23 protein-coding genes and 1 riboswitch are annotated in these 21843 nt (G+C 62.3%); of the genes, 6 read left to right on the forward strand and 17 right to left on the reverse strand.

Annotation, left to right across the window (positions count from 1 at the left end):
• Both JET14_RS10275 and crcB read right to left on the reverse strand, forming a co-directional pair.
• Positions 1–990, reverse strand: coding sequence for an RluA family pseudouridine synthase (locus tag JET14_RS10275; protein ID WP_200337930.1), 990 nt, complete (start codon positions 988–990; stop codon positions 1–3).
• A 64-nt stretch (positions 991–1054) separates the two neighbouring features.
• Complete coding sequence (gene crcB / locus JET14_RS10280) at positions 1055–1444, reverse strand: fluoride efflux transporter CrcB (protein WP_200337931.1); 390 nt, start codon at positions 1442–1444, stop codon at positions 1055–1057.
• Between the two features lie 246 nt (positions 1445–1690).
• A riboswitch (glycine riboswitch) is annotated at positions 1691–1783 on the forward strand.
• A gap of 224 nt (positions 1784–2007) precedes the next feature.
• Here crcB and gcvT point away from each other — a divergent pair.
• Genes gcvT through gcvP form a run of 3 tightly spaced genes read left to right on the forward strand, consistent with a single transcriptional unit; the run spans position 2008 to position 6331 of the window.
• Positions 2008–3084, forward strand: a complete 1077-nt coding sequence (gcvT, locus tag JET14_RS10285; RefSeq protein ID WP_246750620.1) for a glycine cleavage system aminomethyltransferase GcvT — start codon at positions 2008–2010, stop codon at positions 3082–3084.
• Between the two features lie 17 nt (positions 3085–3101).
• Positions 3102–3467, forward strand: coding sequence for a glycine cleavage system protein GcvH (gcvH, locus tag JET14_RS10290; RefSeq protein ID WP_138748983.1), 366 nt, complete (start codon positions 3102–3104; stop codon positions 3465–3467).
• Complete coding sequence (gcvP, locus tag JET14_RS10295; RefSeq protein ID WP_200333350.1) at positions 3467–6331, forward strand: aminomethyl-transferring glycine dehydrogenase; 2865 nt, start codon at positions 3467–3469, stop codon at positions 6329–6331. The genes gcvH and gcvP overlap by 1 nt, the downstream gene beginning before the upstream one ends.
• A gap of 79 nt (positions 6332–6410) precedes the next feature.
• Here the strand turns inward: gcvP and JET14_RS10300 are convergent, their stop codons facing one another.
• The 10 genes from JET14_RS10300 to JET14_RS10345 form a co-directional block, all read right to left on the reverse strand.
• Positions 6411–6824: a hypothetical protein gene (locus tag JET14_RS10300; RefSeq protein WP_200333351.1), complete on the reverse strand. Its 414-nt coding sequence runs from the start codon at positions 6822–6824 to the stop codon at positions 6411–6413.
• A gap of 5 nt (positions 6825–6829) precedes the next feature.
• Positions 6830–7162 (reverse strand): EF-hand domain-containing protein, encoded by a 333-nt coding sequence (locus JET14_RS10305; protein ID WP_200333352.1) that lies wholly within the window; start codon positions 7160–7162, stop codon positions 6830–6832.
• A gap of 185 nt (positions 7163–7347) precedes the next feature.
• Positions 7348–7686, reverse strand: a complete 339-nt coding sequence (locus tag JET14_RS10310; protein ID WP_200333353.1) for a hypothetical protein — start codon at positions 7684–7686, stop codon at positions 7348–7350.
• Positions 7687–7902: 216 nt separating this feature from the next.
• Positions 7903–8880, reverse strand: coding sequence for a linear amide C-N hydrolase (locus JET14_RS10315; protein WP_200333354.1), 978 nt, complete (start codon positions 8878–8880; stop codon positions 7903–7905).
• Between the two features lie 86 nt (positions 8881–8966).
• Complete coding sequence (locus JET14_RS10320; protein ID WP_200333355.1) at positions 8967–10076, reverse strand: AbrB family transcriptional regulator; 1110 nt, start codon at positions 10074–10076, stop codon at positions 8967–8969.
• A gap of 107 nt (positions 10077–10183) precedes the next feature.
• Positions 10184–10519 carry a hypothetical protein gene (locus JET14_RS10325; RefSeq protein WP_200333357.1) on the reverse strand — a complete coding sequence of 112 codons (336 nt, stop codon included), beginning with the start codon at positions 10517–10519 and terminating at the stop codon, positions 10184–10186.
• A 136-nt stretch (positions 10520–10655) separates the two neighbouring features.
• On the reverse strand, positions 10656–11267 hold the full coding sequence (locus tag JET14_RS10330; protein ID WP_200333359.1) for an IMPACT family protein: 612 nt from the start codon (positions 11265–11267) through the stop codon (positions 10656–10658).
• Between the two features lie 53 nt (positions 11268–11320).
• Entirely contained in the window at positions 11321–11740 is a 420-nt protein-coding gene (locus tag JET14_RS10335; RefSeq protein WP_200333361.1) for a DUF2177 family protein, read from the reverse strand.
• A 10-nt stretch (positions 11741–11750) separates the two neighbouring features.
• Entirely contained in the window at positions 11751–12431 is a 681-nt protein-coding gene (locus JET14_RS10340; RefSeq protein WP_200333363.1) for a ChrR family anti-sigma-E factor, read from the reverse strand.
• Entirely contained in the window at positions 12428–13027 is a 600-nt protein-coding gene (locus tag JET14_RS10345; RefSeq protein WP_245308955.1) for a sigma-70 family RNA polymerase sigma factor, read from the reverse strand. The genes JET14_RS10340 and JET14_RS10345 overlap by 4 nt, the downstream gene beginning before the upstream one ends.
• 191 nt (positions 13028–13218) lie before the next feature.
• Between JET14_RS10345 and JET14_RS10350 the strand changes: the two genes are divergently transcribed.
• The 3 genes from JET14_RS10350 to JET14_RS10360 are packed head-to-tail and all read left to right on the forward strand — an operon-like array spanning position 13219 to position 16587.
• Positions 13219–14580, forward strand: a complete 1362-nt coding sequence (locus JET14_RS10350) for an NAD(P)/FAD-dependent oxidoreductase (protein ID WP_200333365.1) — start codon at positions 13219–13221, stop codon at positions 14578–14580.
• Entirely contained in the window at positions 14577–15386 is an 810-nt protein-coding gene (locus JET14_RS10355; RefSeq protein WP_200333367.1) for a DUF1365 domain-containing protein, read from the forward strand. The genes JET14_RS10350 and JET14_RS10355 overlap by 4 nt, the downstream gene beginning before the upstream one ends.
• Positions 15370–16587, forward strand: a complete 1218-nt coding sequence (locus tag JET14_RS10360) for an SAM-dependent methyltransferase (RefSeq protein ID WP_246750280.1) — start codon at positions 15370–15372, stop codon at positions 16585–16587. Before JET14_RS10355 ends, JET14_RS10360 begins: the two co-directional genes overlap by 17 nt.
• 3 nt (positions 16588–16590) lie before the next feature.
• Here the strand turns inward: JET14_RS10360 and JET14_RS10365 are convergent, their stop codons facing one another.
• The 5 genes from JET14_RS10365 to JET14_RS10385 all read right to left on the reverse strand — a co-directional run bounded on the left by JET14_RS10365 (position 16591) and on the right by JET14_RS10385 (position 21783).
• Positions 16591–17139: a hypothetical protein gene (locus JET14_RS10365; RefSeq protein ID WP_200333368.1), complete on the reverse strand. Its 549-nt coding sequence runs from the start codon at positions 17137–17139 to the stop codon at positions 16591–16593.
• Positions 17140–17151: 12 nt separating this feature from the next.
• Positions 17152–17919, reverse strand: a complete 768-nt coding sequence (locus JET14_RS10370; RefSeq protein ID WP_200338059.1) for a DUF1295 domain-containing protein — start codon at positions 17917–17919, stop codon at positions 17152–17154.
• A gap of 120 nt (positions 17920–18039) precedes the next feature.
• Entirely contained in the window at positions 18040–18894 is an 855-nt protein-coding gene (locus JET14_RS10375) for an ABC transporter permease (RefSeq protein ID WP_246750281.1), read from the reverse strand.
• A 10-nt stretch (positions 18895–18904) separates the two neighbouring features.
• Positions 18905–20554 (reverse strand): ABC transporter permease, encoded by a 1650-nt coding sequence (locus tag JET14_RS10380; RefSeq protein ID WP_246750282.1) that lies wholly within the window; start codon positions 20552–20554, stop codon positions 18905–18907.
• A gap of 128 nt (positions 20555–20682) precedes the next feature.
• Positions 20683–21783, reverse strand: a complete 1101-nt coding sequence (locus JET14_RS10385) for an extracellular solute-binding protein (protein ID WP_200333369.1) — start codon at positions 21781–21783, stop codon at positions 20683–20685.
• Between the last annotated feature and the right edge of the window lie 60 nt (positions 21784–21843).

The raw sequence follows: 21843 nt of genomic DNA on the forward strand, positions 1-21843 counted from the left end.
TCAATCCTTGTCGAGATCTTCGCGATCGGCATCGAAGCCGAGCAGATTCCAGCTCTGCACCATATGCGGAGGCATGGGTGCCGTGACCTTCAGCCTGCCGCCGTCGGGATGGGGCACATCGATATGGCGGGCATGCAGATGCAACCGCTTCTGGATACCGCCCGGGAATTCCCAGTTCGGATCGTCGTCGAAATATTTCGGATCGCCGATGATCGGGTGGCCGATATGAAGCGCATGGACGCGCAGCTGGTGGGTCCGCCCCGTATAGGGCTCCATCTCCAGCCAGGAAAGCGTGTGGGCTGCCGTATCGATGACCCGGTAATAGGAAACAGCGTGGTCGGAATCGGGCTCGCCGTGCCTGGCGATCCGCATCCTGTCGCCGTCCGGCGTCTGCTCCTTCACCAGCCAGGTGGAGACCTTGTCTTCCCGTTTGCGCGGCACGCCCTTGACCAGCGACCAGTAGGTTTTCTTCGTGGTGCGCTGTCGGAAGGCGTCGGTGAGCGACTGCGCGGCGCGGCGCGAGCGGGCGACGACCAGAACGCCGGAGGTGTCGCGGTCAAGGCGATGGACGAGGCGCGGCTTCTCGCCCTTCTTGTTGGTCCAGGCCTCCAGCATCTTGTCGATATGACGGACCACGCCCGAGCCGCCCTGCACCGCCAGACCGGCCGGCTTGTTCAGCACGAAAACGCGCTCGTCCTCATGCAACAGCATGCGCGACAGAAGCTCGCCGTCGGGCGAGTGCTTGAGGTCCCTGCCCGGTATGGGGCCGGACGTCTTCGGATCGACATTCATTGGCGGGATGCGGACCATCTGACCCGGCTCGACACGCGTGTCGCTCTTCACCCGTCCGCCGTCGACGCGGATCTGGCCTGAGCGCAGCAGCTTCTGCAGCGCGCCGAAGCCGAGCCCCGGATAATGCAGCTTGAACCAGCGATCGAGACGCATGCCCGCCTCGTCCTGATCCACCTTGATATGTTCAATGCCCGCCATCGTGCGAAAAACCCTTCTTTCAAGCCGTGGCTTCTATCGCATGACGCGCCGGAATGAAATGGTCTTAGAACACCATACGCCCGATCGCGAGGCCCGCGAATACGGCAGCCAGGCCGAGCGCGACGCTGGCGCCGACATAGACGAGCGCAGGCATGTAGTCGCCGCGCTCGATCATATTCATCGCATCGAGCGAGAAAGACGAGAATGTGGTGAAGCCCCCGAGAAAGCCGGTCACCAGGAACATGCGCATTTCCGCGGACTGGTTCAAAAGGCGGGCCACGGCTTCGACCAGAAGTCCGATCAAAAGCGAGCCGAGAACATTGACGATAAATGTTCCCCAGGGGAAACCGTGGCCGATAACGCGAATGGCGAGGACACCGACAAGGTAGCGGCACGCTGCGCCAAGCCCGCCGCCGATGGCGGCGATCAGGGCATGAGAGACGATCTGAGGCATTGCATTTCCTTCTAGTCCCGACCGCAGCGGTTCCCGCATTAAACCGAATGCGCGCGGCGCATGAACGCCTCCCATGCGCTCTGCCTGGATAATGGAAACGCCAGCCAGAGTGCCCTAATATCCTAGCTTGGCTTTGCTTCAATTCACAAGCCTCTACGCGCGTTATGCGGGGCTTGCGCCAATTTCGGTGCACCGGCATGCCGTGCCCTCTTGCAAATCCCGCCACAACTTGGATAATCCGTTTGAAAATTCGCGTTGGGAGAACCCGCTTTTTCGTGAAGCGGTGCCGAAGGAGCAACTGCCCCGGAAACTCTCAGGCCAAAGGACCAGCGCGTGTTTCTGAACTCTGGAGACAAGGTCCGGCATCCGCCGGGACCGGCCGAAGGGATAATAATCTCAGGCAAACGGGACAGAGGGGGCTCATTCGAAACGGGCGTGTCACACGCGCCCACCCCTTTGAGCCGGCGTTTTCGTCAAACGCAATCCGGAGGCAAGTCTTGGTCTCGCAAGAACCGCTAGAAAAAACCCCGCTTCACGCGCTTCATCTGGAGCTCGGCGCCCGCATGGTGCCGTTCGCAGGCTATGACATGCCTGTGCAATATCCGATGGGCGTTCTCAAGGAACACCTGCATACCCGTGAAAAGGCAGGCCTTTTCGATGTCTCGCATATGGGTCAGGTCTGGCTGAAACCGCGCTCCGGCAACCTCGCCGATGCGGCGATCGCGCTGGAAAAACTGGCGCCGGTCGACCTCCTCGGGCTGAAGCCCGGCCGCCAGCGCTATGCCTTCTTCACTAATCAGGAAGGCGGCATTCTGGACGACCTGATGGTCGCCAATCGCGGCGATCACCTGCTCGTCATCGTCAACGCCGCCTGCAAGGATGCCGACCTTGCCCATATGAAGGCCTACCTCTCGGACCTTTGCGAGGTCGAGACGCATTTCGAAGACAAGGCGCTTCTGGCGCTGCAGGGTCCCAAGGCCGAAGACGTGCTGGCCCCGCTCTGCCCGGCCGTTGCCGAGATGAAATTCATGGATGTGCGCGCCTGCGAAATCCTGGGCGTGACCTGCGTGATTTCGCGCTCCGGCTATACCGGCGAGGACGGTTTCGAGATTTCGGTCCCCGCCGAACATGCCGAGGCGCTCGCCCGCGCGCTGCTGGCGCATGAGGACTGCGAGCCGATCGGCCTTGGCGCACGTGATTCGCTGAGGCTCGAAGCCGGGCTCTGCCTTTACGGCAACGACATCGACACGACCACGACGCCGGTGGAGGCTTCGCTCGTCTGGGGCATGCAGAAGGCCCGCAGGCCCGGCGGCGATCGCGAAGGCGGCTTTCCCGGCGCTGATATCGTCCTGCAGCAGCTTGCCGAAGGTGCAAAGCGCCTGCGCGTCGGGCTGAAGGCGGAAGGCCGCGCGCCGATCCGCCCGCCGGCGAAACTCTTTGCCGATGACAAGGGCGCAACCGAGATTGGCCACGTCACCTCCGGCGGTTTCGGCCCCTCCGTCGGCGTGCCTGTCGCCATGGGCTATGTGGCAGCAGACCACGCCGAGACCGGCACGACCCTCTATGCCGAGGTGCGCGGGAAATTCCTGCCCGTCACCATTACCGACACCCCCTTTATCAAACCCACCTACAAACGCTGAGCGGGAACCTTATTGCCATGACCATCAAATTTACCGAAGAACACGAGTGGCTGAAGATCGAGGACGGCATCGCGACCGTCGGCATCACGGCGCATGCCGCCGAACAGCTCGGCGACCTCGTTTTCGTCGAACTGCCGGAAGTCGGCGCGACCTTCGAGAAGAATGACGATGCCGCGACCGTTGAATCCGTCAAGGCCGCATCGGACGTGTTCTGCCCGCTTGCCGGCGAGATCACCGAAGTCAACGAAGCGATCACCGACAATCCCGAGCTCGTCAACGCCGAGCCCATGGAGGGCGGCTGGTTCTTCAAGCTGAAGCTCGCCAACCCCGCCGATGCCGATGCGCTGATGGACGAAGCGGCCTACAAGGAGTTCATCGCCTGATGACGACGCCTGCCGAATTCCAGTTCACCGATTACCAGCCCTACGACTTCGCCAACCGCCGCCATATCGGCCCCTCGCCCGTCGAGATGGCGAAAATGCTGGAGACGATCGGCTATGACAGTCTCGACGCGCTGATCGATGACACCGTGCCCCCCGAAATCCGCCAGGAGCAGCCGCTTGCCTGGGGCCCGGCGATGACCGAGCGCGAGGCGCTCGACAAGCTGCGCGAGACCGCCAACAAGAACAAGCCGATGATCTCGATGATCGGCCAGGGCTATAACCCGACCATCGTGCCGCCGGTGATCCAGCGCAACATTCTGGAAAACCCGGCCTGGTACACGGCCTATACGCCCTATCAGCCGGAAATCAGCCAGGGTCGCCTTGAAGCGCTCCTGAACTTCCAGACGATGATGGCGGACCTCACCGGCCTCGACATCGCCAATGCCTCGCTTCTGGACGAGGCAACGGCGGCGGCAGAAGCCATGGCCATGGCCAACCGCGTGGCGAAATCGAAGGCAACCGCCTTCTTCGTCGACGAGAACTGCCACCCGCAGACGATCGCGCTCCTGAAAACCCGGTCCGAACCGCTCGGCTGGCAGATCATCATCGGCAATCCGTTTACCGACCTGAAGGCCGAGGACGTCTTCGGCGCGCTGTTCCAGTATCCCGGCACCTACGGCCATGTGAGCGACTTCACCGACGTGATCGCCGCACTGCATGAGGCGAAGGCGATCGCGACCGTCGCCGCCGATCCGCTGGCGCTGACGCTCCTGAAATCGCCGGGCGAGATGGATGCGGATATCGCCATCGGCTCGTCCCAGCGCTTCGGCGTGCCGCTCGGTTATGGCGGCCCGCATGCGGCCTATATGGCGGTGAAAGATGCCTACAAGCGCTCCATGCCCGGCCGCCTTGTCGGCGTCTCGGTCGACAGCCGCGGCAACCGCGCCTATCGTCTGGCGCTGCAGACGCGCGAACAGCATATCCGCCGCGAAAAGGCGACATCGAACATCTGCACCGCCCAGGTGCTGCTCGCCGTCATGGCCGCCATGTACGGCGTCTTCCACGGTCCCGACGGGCTGAAGGCCATTGCCCAGCAGGTCCACAGGAAGGGCGTGCTGCTGGCCAAGGGGCTGGAAGCGCTCGGCTTCACCGTCGAGCCCGAAACCTTCTTCGACACGATCACGGTCGAGGTCGGCGCGTTTCAGGGCCTGATCCTCAGGAACGCGGTGGAAAACAACGTCAATCTGAGGAAGGTCGGCGAAACGAAGATCGGTATCTCGGTCAACGAGCGCACCCGTCCCGCCCATGTGGAAGCGGTGTGGGAGGCGTTCGGCGGAAAATTCTCGATCGCCGAGTTCGAGGCGGATTATCGCCTGCCGAAAAGCCTATTGCGCACAAGCGTTTACATGACGCATCCGATCTTCCACATGAACCGCGCCGAAAGCGAGATGACCCGCTATATGCGCCGCCTCGCCGACCGCGATCTGGCGCTCGACCGGGCGATGATCCCGCTCGGCTCCTGCACGATGAAGCTCAATGCCACGGTGGAAATGCTGCCGATCACCTGGCCGGAATTCGCCGATATCCATCCCTTCGCGCCGGAAAACCAGGCGCTCGGCTATCGCGAGATGATCGAGGATCTGTCGCAAAAACTCTGCGCCATCACCGGCTATGACGCCTTCTCCATGCAGCCGAATTCGGGCGCGCAAGGCGAATATGCGGGGCTTCTGACGATCCGCCGCTTCCACCGCGCCAATGGCGAGGCGCATCGCGACATCTGCCTGATCCCGACCTCGGCGCACGGCACCAATCCGGCCTCCGCCCAGATGGCGGGCATGAAGGTGGTGCCGGTCAAATCGCGCGACAATGGCGATATCGACCTCGATGACTTCGCCGCAAAGGCCGCGCGACATGCCGACAATCTCGCCGCCTGCATGATCACCTATCCCTCGACCCATGGCGTGTTCGAGGCGACGGTGAAGGCGGTTTGCGAGATCACGCACACATATGGCGGTCAGGTCTATCTCGACGGCGCCAACATGAACGCGATGGTGGGGCTTTCGCGGCCGGGCGATATCGGCTCGGATGTCAGCCACCTGAACCTGCACAAGACCTTCTGCATTCCCCATGGCGGCGGCGGTCCGGGCATGGGGCCGATCGGCGTCAAGGCGCATCTGGCGCCGCATCTGCCCGGCAATCCGGCGACGGATGCGGATGGCGGCGCGGTCTCGGCCGCCCCGTTCGGCTCGCCCTCGATCCTGCCGATCTCCTGGAGCTACTGCCTGATGATGGGCGGCGAAGGGCTGACGCAGGCAACCCGCGTGGCGATCCTCAACGCCAACTACATTGCCGCACGGCTCAAAGGTTCCTACGCGGTGCTCTACAAGTCGGACAAGGGCCGCGTCGCGCATGAATGCATCATCGACACGCGCCCGCTGAAGGACAGCGCCGACGTCTCCGTCGACGATATCGCCAAGCGCCTGATCGATTGCGGCTTCCACGCGCCGACGATGAGCTTCCCCGTCCCCGGCACGCTGATGATCGAGCCGACGGAATCGGAGACCAAGGCCGAGCTTGACCGCTTCTGCGACGCCCTGATCGCGATCCGCGCCGAGATCACCGATATCGAGGAAGGCCGCGCCGACCGGGAGGACAACCCGCTGAAGAACGCCCCGCACACGGTGGAAGATCTCGTCGGCGAATGGAACCATCCCTATTCCCGCGAACAAGCCTGCTTCCCCCCCGGCGCCTTCCGCGTCGACAAATACTGGCCACCGGTCAACCGCGTGGACAATGTCTATGGGGATCGGAACCTGGCCTGCGCCTGCCCGCCGATGAGTACGTATGCGGAGGCTGCGGAGTAAGCGCGAACCATAACGCTAAATGTAATTTGAGGCCGGCGGAAACGCCGGCCTCCTTGCTTTCAGTCAGTATTCGTCGCCCTCACTCAGCACCGGTACTGACAACAAGCCAACCTTCTTCCAGATTGGAAACGTAGACTTTCTCGCCACGCCTCAGGCAGCGGTTGACGGCCATGCGGTGGTTATTGACGGCCATTAGCGTGCTGCCATCGGAGAAGCGGATCACGTTTTCGCAATGGTTGATATTGTCGGCATCCGGTGCACAATTGCTGTCGCTAAGCACCTCGCCAACGACAGAAGCTTCACCTTCCGGCAAACCGCCCTCACGCAACTCGAGAAGGTAGACGCCACCCTCCCCGTTTTCGACCCATGAGGTCATGCCCGTGCCCTCGGGAATGGCCGGACCGGCCGCGAAAGCGGCGGAGACGCCGACGAGCATGACGGAAACCCCGACCGTGGTGACAAGGCGCGCGGCTCTGGCAAGAGTATGGTGCATGGGTCTCACTCCTGATCCGCGTCGGGGGTAAAGCCGTCGTGATGCGCAGCCAGTTCGGAGGCGTCAAGCTGACCGTCGCCATTGGTATCGAGATAACGGAACATCCGCTCGTGCATGGCCTGGAATTCAGCGAGCGCAATCGCGCCGTCGCCGTTGGTGTCCAGCATGACGACCATCATGTCGGAATTCATCATTCCCCTGCCCATTACATTCCCCGGCATCATGCCTTCGCCCATCATCATGCCGTTTTGGCCATCCGAATGGTGAGCCGGGTTCGCTACGGCAGCCGCAGCGCCGAGGGTGAGAACAATCGCAGATGCGATAAGAAACTTGCTCATGGATATCTCCCTTCTGAGCGTATTGTCATCAGGATCAGCCGCACGGGCGGGATTGCCCATGTTTGCGACTGGATCGCGCCGGCACGTCGTTGGACGCACCGAGGGACTCGTTCGTTCTGCCATGGCGCCGCCAGTTTCGGCTCGAGAAGGCCGAAGTGGCCGGCAGCGGCTTGATGCAGAACAGCTCAGAGAACGATAATGGGAGGTGGGGTATCCGGCGGCAGCGACAGACCAGTTATAAAATTTACCAGCCCGACCGAGCCGCCAGTGCCTATGGGAGCAAACCAACCGGAAGAAATATCAGGCTCGATATAGAGCACACAACTGGCATGACCAAGGCAGCTGTCGTGAGGCACGGTCTTGTCGCAGCCGGACGAGATATCCCCCGGCGCTTCATGCGACAGAGCCAACACGACACAGAGGTTTTCGGACGGTTTCTCAAACGCATGGCCTGCTCCCGCTGCTGCCATAAAGCCCAGCAGAACTAAAAAAGCCACCATTTTTATCTGAAGCCGTCCGAGCATCGTCCATCACGCAAATGGTAAAGGAAAACCCAAGTTATAAAAAGATTTAGCCGTTTTTATGGGCAAGGCATTTGATTGAGGTCAGGTCCCAGGAAAATGCAGAATCGGCATCTGGATCCGACTCCGCAAGTTCGGCGTTGCACAGCAGAGTGCGATCGACCCAGTTGGTTGGGCAGAAAACGTCTTTGAGAAGATCAAGCCTTTGGACCTCTCTGCTCACGGCACCAGAAACTCAAACGGCGCCGCCTCTTTCATCAGCCCCGCAACATCCCCGCCCGGCAGTGCCGGATCGTTCAGCCCCAGCGTCTTTGCCGGAGCGCCCTCGGAGAGATCGAAATCCGCGAGATCGACCCAGAACACCGACGGGTTGATGACGGAGTCGAAATAGTAGCGGCGGTGTTCGTGTTCGGCGACGGTGCGCCAGAGGGTGGAGGCAATGTTGGGTTTTTCGGGGTCGGACATGCCGAGCGGGGTCGAGATCGCGCGCACCTGCGAGAACACGGAGGCGAGTGCCGCGCGGCGGTCCTTGAGCGGCGTTGCGGATTTCAGGTTGTAGCTGGCGCGGGCGAAGCGGTCGGCGGCGTTCACCGTGCCGGGCAGAAAGCTCTTGCCGCCGACAAGGTTCCAGTAGCCGTTGATCGCAAGCTGCTGGTCATAGGTCGGCGAATTGGTCATCACCTTGTAGTCGCGGCTATGATGGATGGTGAGCTTTCCGCCGACGAATTCGAAGATCGCGCTGTCGCCGGAGGCATCGGAAAGCGCCAGATGCACGGTCGCCGGCGCTCCGTTCGGCGCCTCGCCGGTGATCACCGTCAGCGGGTCGTCGGCCATGGCCTCGGCCGCTTCCGCGACGGTCGCGAAATTGTCGAGCATGTATTGCAGCCAGGCGCCGACCGAGATCAGCGGCTTGTTGCGCTCGGCCGGATCGCCATAGGACGATTCCACCAGATAGAGCATGTTGCCGGCAAGGCCCGCCTCGTTCATGCCGTCGGAAGTGGCGAGATTGTAGATCGCGACGATCACCGATCCGTATTTGGAGGTCCAGGTGGCCGAGCCCTCGCCGACGCCGCCATTGCGGGCCATCCCGCGCGGAAACACCCAGAGGTCCGATTCCATCGTCACATCGCGCCAGTCCATCGAGCGGCCGGTGATATAGGTTGACGTTCCGGTTTCATAGAAGATGCGCGTGCACATGGGATTTCCTCCGCCTGACCCTGATTTTGTGGTTGGCTGAGGCTAACCCGATCGTCTTCGACCGACAACGCTATTTGCGCTTTATCCTAAAAATGGCTCCGCCTGGCGACAAAGCGCGCCAGCATCGGCCCGAGCGCCATGACGAAGAAGAAGCGGGCGATCTGCATCGACATGACGAAGGCGACGTTGACATCGGTCGAGGCGGAGATGATGGCAACCGCATCCGCGCCGCCGGGACTGGTGGCGAGATAGGCGGACAGCGGATCGATGCCGGCGAATTCCACCAGCAGAAAGGCAAACACCGCGCAGATCGCCACGAGCGCCAGAATGGAAGCGAGCACGCGCGGCAGCGCCCGGCTGGCATGGCGGATGACGTCGCGGTCAAAGCGCGCGCCGATCGCCCAGCCGACCAGCGCATAGGAGGCGGCCAGCAGCGGCTGCGGCAGTTCGATTGTCACGAGGCCCGCAACATTGAGCGCCGATCCGATGATCACCGGCACGATCATCGCGCCCGCCGGAAGGCCCGAGCGGCGGCCGATGACGACGCCGATGACGACGAGGAGGAGCGTCTGCAGCAGCGCCTGCCAGTCCGGCATCGCCAGCCAGAGGATGGGCTCGGGCGCGCCCCCGCCGCCGGTTCCGGTCCAGAGCCGGGCAATGGTGGCGGCAACGATGGTGACGATGACGACGCGGGTATATTGCATGAAGGCAACGAGCCGCATATCCGCGCCGAATGCGCCGGACATCAGCGTCATCACCGTGGCGGCGCCCGGAAAGGCGCCCCAGATCGCCGTCGTTCCCGGAAGCACCCGGAACCGCGCCAGAAGCCAGCCAAGGGCGACGGCGGCAAAGACCACGGACAGCACCCCGGCGGCGAAAATCGCCCAGTCATGGCCGATCTCCTGCACCACCGGCCATGTCATGGTCCGCGCGATCAGCAGCCCGACAAGGCCCTGGGCCAGGCTGAAGGGCGCGCGCGGCACGGCGATGCGAAAACCGAAAAAGGAGAAGGCAATGGCCGAGAGCATCGGCCCGAGCAGCAGAGCGGCCGGAAGGCCGGCAAGGGAAAGCAGCACGACAAGGGCGGCGGAGGCGGCGACCAGCCCGGGCCAGAGCCAGGGGGCCGCCCCGCGCGCCTTTCCGGAAGAGGCCTCAGCCTCGGGGCGTTCCCCCTCCGGTTCGCCTGCCGATGTCATGCAATTCTCTGCCTTTTCCGCTGCGTCGCCCTCTTCTACACACAAGGATGCGATCCGCCAAGGCAGACCGCCCGGCGCATCGCATCATCGCGCGCCGGGCGCGATGCTCACATCGCGCAGCCCTTGCGGCGCATGGCGATGTCGATCGCGTTGACCTTGCCCTTGGCATAGGCGATCGCGTTTTCCTGGTTGCCCGCGCCCTCGGCCGCCACCGCGCCCAGATTTGCGCCCATCACCCGGAAATCGCCGACGATTTCCTCGTCCTGCAGGCGCGAGAGCTCTTCCAGCCTGTCCTTCTCCGAGACCATCAGCGAAGAGAGCTGCGCGCAGCTCGCGCCCTCGTATTCGCCCGGAGAGACGGGCATGGCGCCGATCGTTTCGGAGCGCTGGGTGCAGCCGGCGGCAAGCACGGCGAGAGCGAGAATGGGGGCAGTCATGCGCATGAAGGTCACCTCTGTCGGAAAAGAGAAATCGATCGGTCAAAACGCCGCGCAAACCACACCGGTTCCCGCAGCGCCTCATCACCATAGGCTAAATAGGCCCGGCGCTCGCGGAAGAAAGCGGCGGAGCCACGTTTTTTTAGGTGGAAAAGGCGGGATCAGCCAGAATGTCCGGATCGATCACAGCGCGGCCGTTCGTGAGGTCACGCAGCAATTCGGCGAGCGGCACAAGCCTCGCATCAGGCACCACAAGGCGGAACACCGCACCCTGAGCGTCGAAATCCCGCGCGGCCGTGACGATGTCGTCAAAGGCCTCCAGCCGTGATTCCACCAGCGCCAGATCGGTAAAGGCGATCGCGACGGAGAGCATGATGGTCGGGATAATCTCTTCTTTCTCGGCCTCGCGCAGGCACTCCGCGGCACTGCCGCCATAGGCACGCGCCAACCCGCCCGTGCCGAGTTTCACCCCGCCGAACCAACGGGAGACGACCACGACGACATTGTCGACCTCCTGGCCCTCGATTGCCTGCAGGATCGGCTTGCCGGCCGTCCCGCCCGGCTCCCCGTCATCGGAGAAACGATAGTCGGCGCCGATCCGCCAGGCCCAGCAATTGTGGCTCGCATCGGCGAAGGAATTTTCCGCGATGAAGGCCTTCGCAGCCGCCTCGTCGGCGATCGGCGCGGCGATGGTCGCAAACCGGCTTCTCTTGATTTCGCGCTCGGCTGTTGCGGGACGGGTGAGCTTGAACATGGCAATCCGCGTGGTGGACGATCAGCCGTTTGAATGCCACATGCGCGGTGAAGTCAAGCGCGGGCCCGGCGGGCCATGATCCGCCCGGTCGCAAAGGTGCTGAGGAAGCCGGTCAGTCCGGTCGCGAAGGTGCCCCAGGCCATGTCCACGCCGACGACGGCCCAGGACCAGTCCTTCAGCGTTGCCATGTTGGTCAGGTCATAGGTGCCGTAGGCGATGAAGCCGAACGCCGCGCCATTGACGAGGCTCTTCAGCCAGGAGCGCGCCTTCACCCCGGGATAAACAACGAAATAATATATGCCGATCAAGTACATAAAGTAGAAACTTAAACCGGCGGTCCAATTCGGAGAAGGCAGCAGCAACTGGCCGATATGCGCCTCGTAGAAGCTGAAAGCGACCGTGCCGAGCCAGATGAAGTCGAGAACCGAGAAACAGGCGGCCATGACGGCGAAGGCGATCAGGTAGCGGGTCATCGACGCCTCCTCATATGCCCAGGAACGGCTGGACGGCGCGCATCATGCGGCTCTTGAACCTCAGCGGCGCGTCGGTCACGATCAGACAAATGCATTCGCCATCCGGCGTCACCACCGGCTCGTGCACCGTCTCCTCGTCCTCCTCGTCGAAGTCGCCGGGACCGAAGGCCTCGCCATCGCAGCGATAGCAGCCCTTCAGGATCAGCGTCAGCTCGCGGCCGCCATGGCCGTGTTCGGGCAGGGGCCGGCCGGGCCCGACGCGCAGCAGCTTGACGTTGAGGTCGCCATCAACGGGAACCTGATACTGTGCAGCACCAATGCCGAGGCGACGCCATTCGACCGCCTCCAGCGAACCGCCGATATAGGAGCGCAACGGTTCCGGGATCGCCCGGTCCACGTCGTCGATTGTCCGGGGCGCCGGCTTCGTCTCGCTTTCGGGCGCTTCGGCCGGCTCTGCCTTCAGCCGCTGCAGCATGGCCTCCCAGCTCTCGCGCTCGCGCTCGGGCGTCGTCTCAGGCGCGATGCTTTCCATCAGCGCGCCGCCCGCGGCCTCCATCAGCGCAAGGCGCTTGCGGCAATCGGGGCAGAGCGCGAGATGGGTGGCAACTGCAAGGCTCCAGCCTTCCTCCAGCGTTCCGGCGGCATATTCAAGCAACAGGGCATCAGAGATGTGGTGGGTGATCGGGGTCATCGGTCTTCTCCAAGCGCCGCTTTCAGTCTGGAAAACGCGGCCCGGATCCGGGACTTCACGGTCCCGAGAGGCAAATTGGTCTTTTCAGCGATCATGCTGTGTGAAATATCCTCGAAAAACGACATGCGCAGCAACTCTGCCTGTTCCTCCGGCAAGGTGGCCAGCGCCTGCCGGATCCGTACGGCAGTTTCATCCTGTTCGTAATTGATGTCCGGCGTCTCCGGGGCATCCGGCACGAAAGCAGGATCGGTCGGATCGAATTCAGGACGTTTCGCCTTGCGCAGGTTGTCGATCATCACATTGCGGGCAAGGGTGAAGACCCAGGCCGACGCATTGCCGCGCTGCGGATCGAACAGCGCGGCCTTGCGCCAGACCATCATCATGGTCTCCTGCATCAGTTCCTCGGCCAGTTGTCCGTCGAGCGCGCGTTTCAGCATGAAGCTGCGGATGCGCGGACCGAAATGGACGAACAGGCGCTCGAAGGAGGCGACATCGCGCGACCGTCCGGTCCGCACCAGACAGAGCGTCATTTCTTCGGCCGTCATTTCCGGCAAGGCTGGGCCTTTCGACTTTGGCATCCGCAGTCCCACGATCATGGGTGCCGCCCTGGAGCGGGCGGCGCTGGAAACCGTGCCGGCGGCCGGCATATGATGAGCAAGGTCTGTCATGCCAGCTATAACGGCGCGGTTTTCCAACCGGATTGAAGGTTCCAACAAATTTCTTCCGATTTCAATCCGTCCGGCTGTCGGAGACGTTATTCAGGGCAAAGAACAGAGGAAAACCGCGCATGCATCACACGCTGGACAAGGCCCACCGGAAGTTCCGCGCCGACAGGAAGATTGCCGTCATCGGCTCGGGCATTTCCGGCCTCTCGGCGGCATGGCTCCTGAGCAAATCCGCCCATGTCACGCTGTTCGAGGCCGACAGCCGCCCCGGCGGCCATTCGAACACTACCGATGCGGTCATTGACGGCCGGCACATCCCCGTCGACACAGGCTTCATCGTCTACAACGAACGCAACTATCCGAACCTCACCGCCCTGTTCTCCCATCTCGGCGTGGCCACGGAGGATTCGGACATGTCGTTCTCGGCCTCGCTCAACAACGGCGCATTCGAATATGGAGGCACAAACATCGCCACCATGCTGGCGCAGAAGTCCAATATCCTGCGCTTCAGCTTCTGGCGGATGGTCTATGATATCTTCCGCTTCTATCGGGAGGCGCCGGCAGCGGCGAAGGAGACGTCCGGACTTCAGCTGACGCTTGGCGACTATCTCGACGCCAAGGGCTATTCCAGACGCTTTGTCGAAGATCACATCCTGCCGATGGGCGCGGCGATATGGTCGACCACGGCCGATCAGATGCGCGCCTACCCTCTGGCCGCCTTCACCCGTTTCTTTGAAAGTCACGGGCTTCTGACGCTCGTCGACAGGCCCCAGTGGCGCACGGTGTCCGGCGGCAGCCGGAGTTACGTCACGCGCATGCTGGAGCAGATCAACGGCGATATCCGCCTTTCGACGCCGGTCCGGCAGATCCATCGTATCGACACTGGCGTGCGCCTGACGCTCGATCATGGCGAGGAACAGGGATTCGACGCCGTCGTCGTCGCAACGCATGGCGACCAGGCGCTTGCCATGCTGGCGGATGCCGGCGAAACCGAGAAAAAGCTTCTCTCGGCCTTTCGCTACACCGTCAACGATGCTTATCTGCACAGTGATGAGCGGCAGATGCCGAGACGTCGCAAGGTCTGGTCGAGCTGGAACTATCTCGAGCGAAAGAGGGCCGACGACATCTCGCTGTGCGTGACCTACTGGATGAACCGGCTGCAGAATATCGATGAGGACTATCCGCTGTTCGTGACGCTCAATCCGGCCGAGCCCATCCGTGAGGATGCAATCCATGCCAGCTACACCTACACCCATCCCCTCTTCGACCGCGGCGCGATCGAGGCCCAGCACGACCTCTGGCGGATCCAGGGACGCGGCAATGTCTGGTATTGCGGCGCGCATTTCGGCAGCGGCTTTCACGAGGACGGGTTGCAGTCGGGCCTCGCTGTGGCGGAAGCGCTCGGCGGCGTCCGGCGCCCCTGGTCGGTGGAAAACGAGTCCGGCCGCATCCACCTTCAACCGAACCTGGTTGCCGCCGAATGAGCTGGAACTCCGCCCTCTTCAAAGGCGATGTCATTCACCGGCGTCACCGGCCGAAGACGCATCGGCTGCACTACCGCGTGTTCTCGCTGCTGATCGACCTTGACGAGCTGCCGAAGCTTGATCGCGCAATGCGGCTCTTCGGTCACAACCGCTTCGCCCTCTTCAGCGTCCATGACCGCGATCACGGCGCTCTTGACGGCGGCGGGTTGAAATCCTGGGCGCTGGGCGAAGTCGAGCGAGCCGGCATTTCCGAGCCGGTCGCCCGTGTGGAGATGCTCTGCTATCCGCGCATTCTCGGCTATGTCTTCAACCCGCTCACGGTCTACTTCTGCTACCGCGAAAACGGCGGCCTCGTCGCGATCCTCTACGAGGTCTGCAACACGTTCAAAGAGCGGATGACCTACGTCATCCCCGTCGCCGATGACAGCCGGCCCGTGCGGCAGACGGCGGAAAAGCAGCTTTACGTCTCCCCCTTCATCCCGATGGAGTGCACCTATCACTTTTCCATCGCGCCGCCCGGCGAAACGGTGTCGGTACGGATCAACGAGAAGGATGGCGAAGGTCCGCTTCTGTTCGCGGCCTTCAACGGCAAGCGCGGGGCGCTCTCCGACCGTGCGCTTCTTTCCGCCTTTGCGGCCTATCCGCTGATGACCATCAAAATCATTGCGGGGATCCACCTCGAAGCTTTACGTCTGTTGATGAAGGGAATACCGGTATTCAAACACCGGCCATCCGCATTGCGCGTTCAAAGCGTTGTCGCGGGCGGCCCGTCGCGAACGGACAGAGCCGATGACCGAGATGAATGATCAAGACGCACCGCAAAAGAGCCTGAAACTTTGGCAGAAGCCGATCGCCGGCATGGCGGCCAGGATCAACACCGGCTCGCTGACGCTTCGTTTCCCCCATGGCCGCAGCACCCGCGTCTCCGGAGCCAAGGCTGGCCCTGCCGCGGAAATCCGTCTTAATAACCCCCGCCCGCTCTTCCGCCTTTTGAGCGAGGGCGACCTCGGCTTTGCGCGCTCCTATATTGACGGCGACTGGGATACGCCGGATCTCGGCGCGGTGATCGATCTGGCGATCGCCAATGAGGAGGAATTGTCGAAGACGCTCTCCTCCTCCTATCTGTTCACCCAGATGAGCCGCCTGCGCCACCGCCTGCGCGCCAACACCAAGACGGGCAGCAAGCGCAACATCGCTTTCCACTACGATCTCGGCAACGCCTTCTACAAGCTGTGGCTCGACGAGACGATGACCTATTCGAGCGCGCTCTACGAGGGCCGCGAGCGATCCCTGCCGGAGGCGCAGACGGCGAAATACGATCGCATCCTCGCCTGCCTCCAGGTGGGCCCGCAAGACCGGATCCTGGAGATCGGCTGCGGCTGGGGCGGCTTTGCCGAGCATGCGGCCAGAACCACCGGCTGCCACGTCACCGGCCTGACGCTTTCCGAGGAGCAGGCAAAATTCGCCCGCAAGCGGCTTGCCGACAATGGCCTTGCCGCGCAGACCGACATTCGGCTCGAGGATTACCGGGATTGCCGGGGCACCTTTGACAAAATCGTCTCGATCGAGATGTTCGAGGCCGTGGGCGAGGAAAACTGGCCGGTCTTCTTCGACACGGTCAACCAGCGGCTGGCGCCCGGCGGCACGGCCGTCATCCAGTCGATCGCGATCGAGCATCACCGCCTCGACGATTACCGGAACAATCCGGATTTCATCCAGCACTTCATCTTTCCCGGCGGCATGCTTCCCTCTATTGAAACCTTCCGCAAGGGCGCATCGAGCGCCGGTCTGGCGGTGAAGGACCTGTTCTCTTTCGGCAACGACTATGCGCGCACGCTGCTGGAATGGGAAAAGCGGTTCCTATCGGAATGGGAGGCAATCCACCCGCTCGGCTTCGACGAGCGCTTCCGCCGGATGTGGCGCTATTACCTCAATTACTGCGCCTCCGGCTTCAGCGCCGGACGGATCGACGTCGCGCAATTCCACCTGATGAAGCCGGCGCTCTGAAGTTCACTCAGGCCGCTCCGCCCTCGGGAGGCGCAGCATGATGAAGGCGGCAAGCGCAGCCGCTCCGGTGACGTTGAGAAAGGCAAGGTTTCGCATGTCGTTTGCCGCAACCGGCATCAACGGCGCTCCGATGCGCCCCTCAAGGGCGACAAACAGGACAAAGATCGCCGCGACAAGTCCGCGCGAGAGCCAGACCTCCGTGCGGTAGAAGCAAAGTCCGGCGAGCATCAGGCAGGCGAACAGGAAGGCAAGCGTCTCACTCTCCCCGCCGAGAACAAAGGCGATCGCCAACGTGTCGACCACGCCGACAATCACCATGCCGAGACGGGCCGCACGCCCCTTGCCGATACGCGACAGATGCCAGACGACGAGATAGAGCGGCATGGTCAGCGCGGTCAGCAGGGAGAGATGAAACGCGCTTTCGGCCAGGAACCAGACATAGAGCGGGTAGACCGGCTTGTTGAGCGCCAGCACCAGAGCCGTGGCGCCGGCCGCCCCGCCAAGCGGGTCGGCGCGGCAAACGCCCTCATGTCCGGATTTGTTATTGAACATCATATACTCGGCTCAAAGCGCTGAAGACGTTGACTTTTTACCGTCCGGAAACCAGGGAAAGAAGGCGTTGACGCGTTTCTGGTAGGCCTTGAACGCCTCCCCGCGCGAACGCTCCATATGCTGTTCCAGATAGGGGATGCCCGACACATGGTTGAGCAGCCAATACATCATCAGAGGCGCGAGGAGAGACAGGACAAAGGGAAGGAACGACTGGAAACCGGCAAGCGCCAGCAGCGGCCAGGCGCACCACCAGGTCCATTCGAAGAAATAGTTCGGATGACGCGAATAGCCCCACAGACCGATATCGCAGACCGTCTTGCCCTCCGGGCTTTTGCGCTTGAACTGCGAAAGTTGCCAGTCGGCTGTCCCCTCGCCCGCGATCGCGATCAGGGCGACAACGAGGGCCAGTCCGTCGAGAACGCCGGGAAACGGCGCCGGATTGAGAATTGCGCCATAGATCGACAGCGCCAGGACAAAGGCGGCAAACGCCTGGATCTGCAGGAACCACAGCAGCCGCGGCCCGGCTCTATCACCCCATTCCTCAATCAGCGCGGCATAGCGCGGGTCATCCTTCTTGCCGGCGCTGCGCGTGGCGATATGGCCGGCGAGCCGCAGGGCCCAGAGCCCGACGAGAATGCCGGCGAGCCACTTGCGCGCCGGGTTTCCGGCTTCCGAGAAGACGATGACGGAGAGCCCGCCAAGCCCTGTGAGAGCGGCCCAGATCGTATCGATCCAGCCGCTGTTGCCGGTGAGCCTCTGAACGGCCCAAGCGCCGGCCATGCCAAGGCAAAGCCCGATGAAAACGGAAATCAGCAGTGATAAAGACACGTCGCCCTCCGGAAAAATGCGGTTCACACATCTCTACGGAGGGCGCGACGGTGCGGATCGAAATAGGACCCGTCAGCCCGGCGAAAGGCCGCGCTGTCTTTCCGAACGGCGGCGCAACAGCTCCAGCACCGTCAGCAAAACGATCGAGATCGTCACCAGGATGGAGGCGACGGCCAGGATCGTCGGCGAAATCTGCTCGCGCAGCCCTGTGAACATCTGCCAGGGCAGCGTCTTCTGCGAGGCAGAGCCGACGAACAGTACCACGACCACCTCGTCAAACGAGGTGATGAAGGCAAACAGCGCGCCCGAGATCACGCCAGGCAGGATCAGCGGCATCTGCACCTTGAAGAAGGTGGTGACCGGGTTTGCGCCGAGGCTCGCCGCCGCCCGTTCCAGTGACCGGTCGAAACCGACCAGCGTCGCCGTCACGGTGATGATGACGAAGGGCGTGCCGAGCACGGCATGCGCCAGAACGACGCCCCAATAGGTGCCCTGAATACCGAGGCGGGAATAGAAGAAATACATGCCGGCGGCCGAGATGATCAGCGGCACGATCATCGGCGAGATCAGGATTGCCATGATGGCGCCGCGATAGGGCACATGACTCTGCGACAGGCCGATGGCGGCCAGCGTGCCGAAGCCGGTCGCCAGAAGCGTCGCGGCCGGCGCGATCATCACCGAGTTCCTGAGCGCCTGCTGCCAGTCGGGATTGGTGAAGAAGTCCTGGTAATGCTTGAAGGAATAGCCGGCTGGATCGAAGGACAGCATTTCAGGCGTGAAGGTGAAGAAGTCCGTCGCGTTGAAGCTGAGCGGAATGATCACCAGGATCGGAAAGATCAGGAAGAAGAAGATCAGTCCGCAGATCACCCGGAAGCCGTAGTGCCAGACGCGCTGGCCGGTGGTCATGTATGGGGGCAGTTTGGCCATGGTCCCTCTCCTATCCGAGCTTCACATTGTCGATGCCGACGAGCTTGTCATAGATGACGAAGCAGAGCAGAACCACGACCAGAAGCAGCGTGCCGAGCGCAGCCGCGAGGCCCCAGTTCAGTGAACTCGAGATATGGTAGGCGATCCGGTTGGAGATGAAGATACCGGAAGTGCCGCCGACGAGCTCGGGGGTGATGTAGTAGCCGATCGACAGGATGAAGACGAGAACGGCGCCGGCGCCGATGCCGGGCACGGTTTGCGGAAAATAGATCCGCCAGAAGGCCGTCCAGTCCGTCGCGCCCAGGCTTTTCGCCGCGCGCACATAGGTCGGCGATATCGTCTTCATCACCGAATAGAGCGGCAGGATCATGAAGGGCAGCAGAATATGGGTCATGGCGATGACCGTGCCCGTCGCATTGTTGATCAGCGCAAGCCGTCCGTCATCGGAGACAAGGCCGATGAACACCAGAATATCGTTGATGACGCCCTGTTGCTGCAACAGCACCTTCCACGCAGAGGTTCTGACCAGAAGCGATGTCCAGAACGGCAGAAGCACCAGGATCATCAGGAGATTGGCGGAGCGGAGCGGCAGATGCGAGAGCAGGAAGGCGATCGGGTAGCCGAGAATGAGGCAGGAAAAGGTGATGACCACGCTCAGGACCAGCGTGCGCATGAACAGGAGCAGATAGATGCGCTGGTCTTCCGGCACCATTTCGATCCCGTCGGCCGTCATCTGGGCGTCGAGCGCGGCGAGATAATAGCCGGCCGTATAGGGCCCCTTGAAGCGATAGAGCGTCTGCCAGACGTCGAGTGAGCCCCAGTCCTCGTCGGCGTCGATGAATTCCTCACGCGCCGTGGTCGCCTCGAAATCTGGAACAGCGGCGGCAGCGGTCGCCAGGAGTTCAGCCGTTGCGCCCGAATAATTGGCAGCCGCATCGGGATTGGCGATCAGGTCGCCGTAAAGCGCTGCATAGACAGGGTTCCACGGCTCTTCTTCCGTCGGGCTGTCTTCGTCTTCGGTCTGGATGACATTGGCAAATCCGGCATAGATCTCTGCAGTACGCGGCAACGCTTCCTTCGCCGCTTCGGAGACCTCGAAGGCAGGTTCGGCAACCGTATCATCGTCTGCAGAGGCCCATTCGGTCTGCGCCGCGATCCAGTCTTCGGAGGCCATCAGGGACACCCATGTGGCGGGCTCGACCCAGGCCCCGTTCAGGTCTTCAAACTGCTCGGTAAAGATCTCGCCGAAATCGTCAACGCGGCGCCCGGTCTTGCGGAAAAGGCTCGACATGCCGGTCATTTCATAGTTGAGACGCGAGCCAAGTCTTGTGTGCTGCTTGCGCTCGGCAGCAATGATCAGGTCATCGCGCTGCGCGGCAAACACGAATTCATCGGGCAGTTCGCCTGAAGCCGGATCCCAGCTTTCAAGCGCGGTTACCGTGCGCGGCAGCGTTTCGGGGACAATCTCGTTCTGCACCGAGCGGAACAGCATATCGACGATCGGCGCTGCGAAGGAAATCAGCACGAACAGCAGGAGCGGCGCGATGAGGATGAGGGCGCGCATCTTCTGCCGGCGCAGCGCCTTTGCAAAGCTCGCCTTCAGCGGCTTGCCGTCGGAAGTCGTCAACTTCTCCGCCGTGTTGGAGGTCGTGTCGCTCATGGTCCCCGCTTCTTTTGCTGGTTCGGCCTTCGGCCATCATGCTCGACCGTCTGATGCGGCCTTGGTCCGTTGTCGGTGCGGAAGGGCCGGAGCCGGCCCTTCCACGATATCGTCAGAGCAAATGGCTCTTACTGTACCAGCCAGGACTGGAACTTGGCGTCCAGGTCATCGCGGTAGTCAGCCCACCATTCGTAGTTGTAGACGAAGACGTTCTCGGAGTTCTCCGGAGCGGTCGGCATGTGCGGACCCATTTCGACGCCGAGTTCGGCATGCTTGCCGACGAGCGGAGCCGAAGAGTTGCGGGCCGGGCCGTAGGAGATGTAGGCCGCCTGGTCGGCAAGACGCTGGGTGTCGGTCGCGAACTTGACGAAGTCCTTGACCATGGCGAGGCGATCTTCCGGCAGACCGGCCGGAATGATCCAACCGTCGAGGTCGAACACCTGCGCATCCCAGAGCATCTTGAAGGGCTGGTCTTCTTCAACGATCGCGGAGAACCAGCGACCGTTATAGGAGGAACCCATGACGATCTCGCCGTCGGCCAGAAGCTGCGGCGGCTCGGCGGCGGCCGACCACCAGATCACGTCGTCCTTGATGGTGTCGAGCTTGGCGAAGGCGCGATCCTGGCCCTCTTCCGTCTCGAGCACGTCATAGACGTCTTCCTTGGCAACGCCGTCGCAGATCAGAGCCCATTCCATGTTGTTGATCGGCCGCTTCTCGAGCGAACGCTTGCCGGGATAGGTCTCCGTGTCGAACATGGCGCAGATTGATTCCGGCTCTGGCGCGCCTTCCGGCAGCAGGTCCGGACGGTAGGCGGCGGTCGTCGAATAGACGATCTGCGGAATGAAGCAATCGGAGACGATCAGATCGCCGAAGTCTTCCGAAGCCGGCGTGCCGTCCGGGGCAGGCGCCAGAAGTTCGTCCGGATCGTACTCCATGGCGAGCCCTTCGTCGCAAAGACGCATGGCGTCGGCGGCAACGACGTCCACCAGATCCCACGTCACATTGCCGGCCTCGTTCATGGCGCGCAGCTTGGCAACGGCCTCATTCGAGGATTCGTCCCAGACAACTTCAATATCCGGATTCATTTCCATGTAGGGATCCGTGTAGGCATTCTTCTGCGAAGCCTGATAGGCGCCGCCCCACGAAACGATGGTCATCTGTTCGGCATAAGCGGCCGTCGACGTGGCGAGCGTAGCCGCCAGTGCAAGAATAATAGACTTGGATTTCATAGTCTTTCTTCCCCTTCTTCGAGATGATTGGTCGGACCTTCAAAGCCCGGATTTTCGAGA

The sequence above is a fragment of the Martelella lutilitoris genome (assembly GCF_016598595.1).
In the GTDB taxonomy this organism is placed as follows: domain Bacteria; phylum Pseudomonadota; class Alphaproteobacteria; order Rhizobiales; family Rhizobiaceae; genus Martelella; species Martelella lutilitoris_A.